The organism is Empedobacter sp. UBA6745, from assembly GCF_002453775.1.
Classification (GTDB): Bacteria; Bacteroidota; Bacteroidia; order Flavobacteriales; family Weeksellaceae; genus Empedobacter; species Empedobacter falsenii_C.
This window is the reverse complement of sequence record NZ_DKHL01000010.1, coordinates 25,396-34,120: the sequence shown is the minus strand read 5'-3', so window position 1 is coordinate 34,120 and position 8,725 is coordinate 25,396. Positions and strand designations below refer to the sequence as shown.

The window sequence follows — 8,725 nt, the reverse complement described above, 5'->3', positions numbered from 1 at the left end:
TTTTTCTTTTGGTATTGCTACCTATGTTTTTACAACTTCGAATTTCCTATAGCTCCATTATTAAAGGGTTGACTTCGTTTTATTCGGCTATTTTTTCTTCTGTATATTTTATAATTTCAAATGAACTTCTCATTTAGCAAATCCTCTCGGTATTTGCGGTTGCAAAGGTAATACTTATTTTTTTAACTAACAAAATTTTATTTTAAAAAATTTAAAGTTTTTATTTCAATAAGTCAATTTACTTCGCAGCAAAATCACTCTCGTTATTTGCGGTCGCAAAGGTAAAACTTATTTCTAATTCAACAAAATTTATTTTTAAAAATTTTGTCGCTTGTTTTACTTTATGTCAACTACAATACTACTCGTCTTTCGTATTGGGATTGCAAATATACAACCCATTTTTCCGAACTTCCAAACACATTTTACATTTATTTTACTTTATATCCCTAACTAACTGTTATGACGGGAAATATTTTTTGAGAATTTTAGATTTGAGAAACTAGATAGTAGATTTTAGACCCGAAAACATCGTTTTTACTACACAAAATGATTAGATGTTTTGTTTTTATTACTTATAAATAAAAGTAAAATGTCTACTTTGTGGTTAACGACTCGGGAAAAGTTCCGATATTCATTAATAAAGTCGAGCTAAACTTTAGCTATATAATATATGATAGTTCTAATTACAGGTTCCTCAACAGGTTTTTACCTTCTCCCCTTCTGGCAAGAAGGAAGATTAGTTGTTAGTGGTAGTTTTTATTCATCGTTCCAATGTAGCTCAATTCTTTATTTTTTTTGTCTAACTGAAATAAAAATTGGAGTTGTACAACAGTTACCCTTGTTACATGCTGGCGCTTTTATAGAAATCTAATTTGTAAGTTCAGTTTGAAATAAAGTTTATCATTTTCTTTATAAATACTTCCGAAATCGTGTCTTGAACTACTTGCAGTTTCAAATTTTGTATTTGAATAAAGATAATCCTCAAATTCGTTTCGGTTGTAAATGTGATAACACAAAACTTCTCCATCTTCTTTTACGACTAAATATCCACCAGTTGCATCAAGTTGTCCAGTCCAGACTTTTGACGGCATCATTCCAAGTGCAATATCTGTTATAAATCGCTTGAATTTATACGTGTAAAAAGGATGATTATTCTCCAAATTAAAGTTTAAAGGATTTGTTTCAGAAACTGAATTTATTAATTCGATAGTTTTTGATAAACTTGAAGTAAAGAATTTTTTAAGTGTTTCCGAAACGATTTTGGGTAATGCAGAATCAACCAGAATTAAATTATTTCCAAAAATAGAACTTTCCGTTTTAATAAAATTTAAAGAACCACCTAACGAATAAATTTCTTCAATTCTATCTTTTATTTTACTTCTTGTATCAATTGAATTTATCAAATTGATTTGTTCTTCAGATAAGTTTATGTTTTCAATTTCGTAAATGAAATTAGTAGTTTTTCCAGCATTTAGTAAAGTAGAAGCTCCACCTAATTGTGATTTTATACTAAATCCTAATTCGGGATTCGTTCCAGTTCTTTGGTCGTGAATAACAATTTTAATATCGCTTTTAACTGAAGATTTAGCTTTAATTGATTGACTTTGATATGAATTAATAAATGTTTCAATTTGAGGAATTGAAAAAGTAGCATTTGTTTTTTCTTTTAACTTTTGTAAAAGTAAACTTGCATTTTCTTGAAAATTAGAGATTGAGATTCTAAATTCCTCTTCTCCATTTTTAATTAAAACAATATCGTTTTCATATGAAAACACGAAAGTTCCATTTGACTCATCTCTTAAAACTTTAATAATTGGAAATATTAATGATTCAATTTTATTTAAATCACTATCTCCAGCAAATAATTGTTTATCAGCAATAATTTTAAGAAGCGCATAAACTTCGCTCCATTCACCCTTATTTCCTGTTATCATTTAGTTTTCAGCATTAGTTTAATAATTTCGTTTGCAGTTGCTTGAATAGCTGGTACGGCAACGGAGTTACCGAACTGCTTGTAAGCAGATGCGTCAGCAACTGGAATAATGTAATTATCTGGAAAACCTTGTAATCTTGCCCATTCTCTTGGAGTCATTTTTCGGATTCCTTCTCGATTTACCTCACCTTTAATTTTGGTTGTTGGAGTGAAATCAGTAATTCTATGGTCTAAAACTAAATTTCTTTCACGTCCCATTCCGCCACAAACAACAGCGTTAGCTGTTTGATTATCTTTTATAATTTCGTAACCAAACCCGTTTCCTTTATTTTCGTGTCTTGCTTTGTGATTTACAAGAGTTTGAAGATATTGAGTTGAAAGATAATATTTTGTTTCAACTACATTTTCTTCCTTCACGTCTGCAAAAGTTGAGTTTTGATTTGTTGGTTTTGGATAGCTGAAATTATCAATGCACAAATCTGGATGAAAACCAACAATATAAATACGTTCTCTATTTTGTGGAACTCCAAAATCTTTAGCGTTTACTATTTGAGGTTCTGGAACAAAATATCCTAAGTCGTTACGTAAAACATTTAAAATCGTTTCTAAAGTTTTTCCTTTGTCATGACTTCTTAAACCTTTCACGTTTTCTAAAAAGAATGCTTTTGGTTGTTTACGTTTGATGATTTCAGCAACATCAAAAAATAATGTTCCTCTTGTATCTTCAAATCCTCCACGTTTTCCAGCGATTGAAAATGCTTGACAAGGAAAACCAGCACAAAGTACATCAAAACCGTCTGGAATATATTGTTTTGTTTCTTCTTTTGTAATATCACCAAACGGAGTTTCTCCAAAATTGGCACGATATGTTTTTTGCGCTTGTTTGTCCCATTCGCTAGTAAATACACATTTCCCGCCAAGATTTTGTAAAGCCAAACGGAAACCACCAATTCCAGCAAATAAATCAATAAATTTGAATTTTGGTTTCTCAACTGGTTGGAATGGTACGTTTTCGTTATTGAAAAGTTCTAATTGAAAATTCTTTTCGGAAAAGTAATTTGTATAATCTTCTGAAACGTAATTTTTTAGAATTTCATTTGTATATTCAATAGCATCACTTTTATAAAATTGTGACACTCCGTTTTTATTGTTATGGAGATAATGAGTTATCACAGCATCTTTCACGTCAAAATTAATGATAGGATTTTTCCTATCATTTCTAATTTTATCAAGTGATATTTTTTCCAAAACTTTCATTAATTCAATTTCTCTATAATTGATTGCAATTTACAAAAAATAACCGATGATTTTAAGATTAGGGATTTATGCGTAAAGTTTGGATGCGCTTGCATGTAACGGGCCGCATATTGCCGAAGGCGGGGAAATCGAAGCCTAAAGTTTCGATTTTGCACCGAGGCGAGCCATAACGAATTTTTGTGAGTTAAATTTAAAAAACAAAAACGAATTTTATTCGTTTTTGGCGGAGATAGAAGTACGAACTTTGAATTTAGCACTTTAACCCCGCATTTTGCCAAACCCTTGTGCTTGTTGCACAACTCAAAAATAAAAAAAAATTCGGATCTTGTTGTATGCAAGGACGAAAAGAATTTACCCCACAATTATTTTACGAACTAAGCTTAGAGCGGTTAGTTCAACCGATAACTTTTATCGCCGTGTAAATCAAGCATTAGATTTACATTTTTTGTACAAATCCACTCAAAAATATTACGGCACTCAAGGTCAAGAAAGTATTCACAAACCATTGTACGATAAAATGCACGAAAAACTCACCAAAAACAAAGCGTATCACCGCAGATTAGTAAAGCGTCGAAGTGCTACAGTAGAACCCGTTTTAGGAACGTTGATTAACTTTTTTAACCTAAAACGAATCAACAGCAGAGGAATGTCACAAGCCAATAAACACGTTTTGATGTCAAGTTTATCTTACAACTTGAAGAAATACCTGCGCTTTATTTTCAAAACCCCGAGTGTTTTAGCCCAAGTTGTTTCCCTAAAACAAGGGAAATACAGCTTTTTACAAAAGTACTCCTTCACGACTTAAAAAATGCGTTTTTAAGCAAACCTAATATTACAATTTAGCATATTTCTTTAAAAACAAACCTCACTTAAAATGGCTTAAACGAGGTCAAATATTTTAAATTTTTATAAAAATTGGAGTTGTGCAACAGTTACCCTTGTTAGCCGTAGTTTTTTATTTTTCTAGTTTTGTTTTTAGCGATTCTAACAGTCGTTTTTCAAAATCTCCAATGATACTTTTCGCCCAAAAGTTGGCATAAAAATTCATTTTCGATTCAATTTTATAGTCGCAATTAAGAATTATCTTCGTTTTTGTTTCAGAAATATATTCAAGTGAGTAATTGATGTTTTCAAAATTGAAATAATTACTTTTAAGTAAATGCTGATCGGTTGGTGTTTCTCTTAATTGAGATTTGGACAGATCTATTTTGAAATTGACAAATTCATTTTCTTTAATTTCTGATACATATTCATAAAGTTTCAAGTCATCTGTAAAATGTCCAATTCTGTACATTTGATTTTCGTTTGTCAAAATTTCTGAATTGACAGGTCGTGGAATACCAATTTTTTGATAAAATCCATTCTTGTATTCATCATCAGATATTGTTGGAACTGACAATAAATTAGGGAATATTTCGGCTTTATTTTTATTAATTATTATTTCAGATGAAACGCTGTAAACTTCTTCTTTATTCGGAATTAAGTTTTCAATTGGATTTAACAATAGTGGAATTAAAATAATTGAATAAAGTTTTTTATCTTTTATTCTGTCTTTGACGAAAGCACCAAGCAAAAGACCAATTACTCCAGCAACCAGTAAAAAAGGAAGTCCAATAATTAACAAACACACTAAATCTTCAATTCTTGTAATTAATGCTGCAATTAAAAATAGAATAATGGTAATAATTGGATAGAAGAATAATTTAGCTTTTGATTTGTAAATTTCATTTGAGGAGAAAAGTATCGGAAATAAACCAATAACTATTGGAGTTACCCAAAGAAAACTAATACTGTAAATATTGTAATAATCTTCAAAAATTTCGTTGTCTCCTAAAATTCGAATTATCAGTCCGTAAATTACACCTAAGAATATGCCTAAATATTGAGATTTCTGTTTCATACGGGATTTTGGTAAAATTACGGCTAACTCTCAAATATACGCAACTTTCTATAAAAACCAAATAAAAAGTAAAATAGACGCTATTTACTGAAAGTGAGTAAATTAAATAAGCTAATTAATTGCGTATTTAGAATTGTTTATGGATTTTTTTTATGTGATTTTAAATTCAAATAAAGTTTTACATTAACAAATAAGAGTATTCTGAAATTATAATTGGCCATAAAAACATATAAAAATCGAGTGAATTTTCTTTTATATTTTTTAGACTATCAAACATATTTTTCCAACCTTGAGTTCCAGTCAATATTGAAATGAAAGTAAAATACCCTACGATACTTAAAAATAGAACTAATATTTTTAGTCATAATTTTGATTTAAGTTTCGTGAAAAATCAGCTACATCCTCAAGCTTACTCGCTACTTAAAGGCAGGATGAAGGCAGGATAAAGGCAACATAGTGGCAGTAGAGAGGCAGTAGAGTGTATACAATACTTTTTTTGGATGGTTGGAGTTGAACAAAAAAATGGTGGCTCATTGCGCGCGAGGTTTATATTTTCACTGCATGGAATGATTAGGCGGTGACGATTTGCTGAATCAAGCAAATGGGCAGCGGCTACTTTTGGGTTATGGACTCGGGAAAGGTTTCGCGAAGCGAAATAAATTAGTAAAAAAAAGAAAGGCTACCCAAAATGGATAACCTTATTACTTGTTATATTCTTATTCTGAAAAATTATTTATATAACCGAGTACGTATCATAGGATTGGAAATTGTACTACAATTTTTTAATTTTTATTTTAAAATATTGTGTATCTCCATAAGTACATCCTTGACATTTAGTAACTACTTTTAAATATAAACTATCTACAGCACTATATTCTGATTATAATTTTTTTTTTATTGAATTGAACAAATATAAACTATATAAATCAATCATTTATGCTCTCTCTCTTTAAAAGATGCATTTTTTAGATATTCAACTTGCTGACAAACAACAGCTTACCTATTTTTTTCAAAAAAAACTGAATCATTAAATAGATTTGAATAAACAAGTTATAACAGGATCAGTTTATCCTAATTATTACATCTGTATTTTACCTTTCTAAATAAAAAAATATCAAATCAATTAAAATAATAAAATCAAATCACTTCAGCGACAACGAATGTACTACCACCTATATAAATCATATCATTCACAGAAGCATTATTTTTGGCTGCAAGTAATGCTTTTTCTACAGAATCGAAAAAATGTTTGTCCTGTATATCTTCTGGAATTATTTGATACAGCTCATCAATATCATATTTACGTGGAACATTTGGTTGACAAAAATAATAAGTTGCCTTTTTTGGAAAAAACTGAAGAATTGACAAAACATCTTTATCGTTGACAAATCCCAAAACTAAATGCAATTGATTATAAGCTTGCTCATTTATTTGTTTTGAAACCTCTGCTAAACCATGTGGATTATGCGCAGTATCAGCAACAATTAATGGGTGTTGTCCTAAAATATCCCAACGTCCGCGCAAATTTGTATTCTTTACAACATTCAATAAGCCATTCGTAATATTTTCAGGAGAGACTGCCCAACCTTGTTTTTGCAATTGTTCAATAGCGGTTAAAACGGTACGTTTATTTTTGATTTGATAAGACCCTTTCAAATCTGAAGCTAAATCTTGAAAATGTTTTTCTTCAGCAAAAATGATTTTTGCATTTCTATCTTTCGCTACTTGTTCAAAAATTGTTTTTGTCTCTGCTGTTGTTTCACCAATTACAACCGCTGTATTTGGTTTTATGATACCAGCTTTTTCAAATGCAATTTTGTCCAATGTATCACCCAAAAATTGTGTATGATCTAAACCAATGTTCGTAATCACAGAAAGTTCTGGTAAAATAATATTCGTTGAATCTAATCGTCCGCCCAAACCAGTTTCTATAATCGCGATATCAACTTTCTGTTGTGCAAAATATTCGAAAGCCATCGCAATTGCAATTTCAAAAAAAGATGCTTTTTGATCAATTATTTTTTGCTCATGCTTATTCACAAAATCAATCACAAATTCTTCATCAGCCATTTCTCCATTTACACGTATTCGTTCACGGAAATCTTTGAGATGTGGAGAAGTTGTCAAACCTGTTTTATAACCTGCTTCCTGAAAAATAGAGGCCAACATATGAGACGTACTTCCTTTACCATTTGTCCCTGCAATATGAACCGTTTTAAACTTAGTTTGAGGATTTCCCAAATACTCGCATAACGCTGTAATATTTGTTAAATCTGCTTTCATTGCTGATGCTCCAACACGTTGAAACATTGGTAAATTTGTAAACAACCAATCGATTGTTTCTTGATACGTTCTCATTTATTCAAAAATTTTACACGAAGTTACGGAATCATCTTCAAAAAAAAATCGAATTTCTCCGAAGAAAAATTCGATTCTATTATTTATGAATTGACTATTCTTAATCTGAATAATCTTGTTTTGTAGTTAATAATATTTTCAAAACAATAAATCCAACAATAGCAGCTGTTAACGAAGCTACTAAAATCATCAATTTTGCTTCATTTATATAGCTTGGGTCTTTGAACGCTAACATCGAAACGAAAATGGACATTGTAAATCCAATTCCTCCTAAAATTCCGACACCAAAAACTCGTTTGAAATTGACTGCTGTAGGTAATTCACACAATCCTAATTTAACCGCAATCCATGTAAATAATGTAATTCCGACTGGTTTTCCTACAACTAATCCTAAGAAAATACCCGAAGCTAAAGGAATACTAAAATGTGCTAATCCTCCACCATCTATCGTAATTGCAGTATTTGCCAAAGCAAATAATGGTAGAATAATAAATGCTACTGGAATATGTAAAGCATGCTCCATTTTAGCTGAAAGTGATTTAGAATCGTCCTTATCAAATGGAATTGTAAATGCAACCAAAACTCCCGCAATTGTAGCGTGAATACCCGAATGCAACATAAACCACCAAACAGCAATCCCTCCAATGATATAAGGAATCATTGATTTTATTTTTAATTTATTTAAAGCGAAAAGACCTAACAAAATGGCAATTGCAATTCCGAATTGTGTAAAATCTAAAGGTAATTCTGGGTTTGGATAAAATAATGCAATCACAATAATTGCTCCTAAATCGTCAATCACAGCTAAAGCTGTTAAAAATACTTTAAGAGACAATGGAACTCTTTTTCCTAACATTGTAATAATAGCAACAGCAAAAGCAATATCTGTCGCCATCGGAATTCCAAAACCATGAATAGTATCCGTTCCTTTATTCGTCAAAAAGAAAATAAATGCTGGAATTAACATTCCTCCCAAAGCTGCAAAAACAGGTAAAATTGCTTTTTTAGTATCCGACAATTCACCTACAAAAACTTCTCGTTTTAATTCTAAACCAATCAAGAAAAAGAAAATAGCCATCAAACCATCATTAATCCAATGTGCAAAAGAATGCCCAAACATATCTGTTAACCAAATCGCATCATAAGATTCTGCAATTGGTGAATTGGCTAATAATAAAGAAAACGCAGTACAGAAAATCAATAAAATTCCGCCCGAAGTCTGGCTATGAAAAAATTGGTTAAAAAGTTTAGAAACTATCATTATATTTTTTTTAGTT

General features: G+C 30.5%; 5 protein-coding genes and 1 pseudogene. 1 reads left to right on the top strand and 5 read right to left on the bottom strand.

The features are described 5' to 3' along the window. Window positions 1-857: 857 nt before the first annotated feature. Window positions 858-1,934, bottom strand: a complete 1,077-nt coding sequence (locus B4H69_RS04430; protein WP_180905261.1) for an HpaII family restriction endonuclease — start codon at window positions 1,932-1,934, stop codon at window positions 858-860. Next, entirely contained in the window at window positions 1,931-3,070 is a 1,140-nt protein-coding gene (locus tag B4H69_RS04425; protein ID WP_244957973.1) for a DNA cytosine methyltransferase, read from the bottom strand. Before B4H69_RS04425 ends, B4H69_RS04430 begins: the two co-directional genes overlap by 4 nt. A gap of 604 nt (window positions 3,071-3,674) precedes the next feature. Here B4H69_RS04425 and B4H69_RS04420 point away from each other — a divergent pair. Then, a pseudogene (locus B4H69_RS04420) lies at window positions 3,675-3,995 on the top strand (transposase); the annotation flags it as partial. Between the two features lie 150 nt (window positions 3,996-4,145). Here the strand turns inward: B4H69_RS04420 and B4H69_RS04415 are convergent. The 3 genes from B4H69_RS04415 to nhaA all read right to left on the bottom strand — a co-directional run bounded on the left by B4H69_RS04415 (window position 4,146) and on the right by nhaA (window position 8,709). Further along, on the bottom strand, window positions 4,146-5,090 hold the full coding sequence (locus B4H69_RS04415) for a hypothetical protein (RefSeq protein ID WP_171623951.1): 945 nt from the start codon (window positions 5,088-5,090) through the stop codon (window positions 4,146-4,148). 1,137 nt (window positions 5,091-6,227) lie between these two features. Next, entirely contained in the window at window positions 6,228-7,448 is a 1,221-nt protein-coding gene (locus B4H69_RS04410) for a bifunctional folylpolyglutamate synthase/dihydrofolate synthase (protein ID WP_180905263.1), read from the bottom strand. 100 nt (window positions 7,449-7,548) lie between these two features. Further along, window positions 7,549-8,709, bottom strand: coding sequence for a Na+/H+ antiporter NhaA (gene nhaA, locus B4H69_RS04405; RefSeq protein ID WP_180905264.1), 1,161 nt, complete (start codon window positions 8,707-8,709; stop codon window positions 7,549-7,551). Between the last annotated feature and the right edge of the window lie 16 nt (window positions 8,710-8,725).

Excerpts from the sequence above, each read along its gene's own strand:
- B4H69_RS04430 (WP_180905261.1), bottom strand. The coding sequence starts at position 1,934 with ATGATAACAGGAAATAAGGGTGAATGGAGCGAAGTTTATGCGCTTCTT.
- B4H69_RS04415 (WP_171623951.1), bottom strand. The coding sequence starts at position 5,090 with ATGAAACAGAAATCTCAATATTTAGGCATATTCTTAGGTGTAATTTAC.
- B4H69_RS04410 (WP_180905263.1), bottom strand. The coding sequence starts at position 7,448 with ATGAGAACGTATCAAGAAACAATCGATTGGTTGTTTACAAATTTACCA.
- nhaA (WP_180905264.1), bottom strand. The coding sequence starts at position 8,709 with ATGATAGTTTCTAAACTTTTTAACCAATTTTTTCATAGCCAGACTTCG.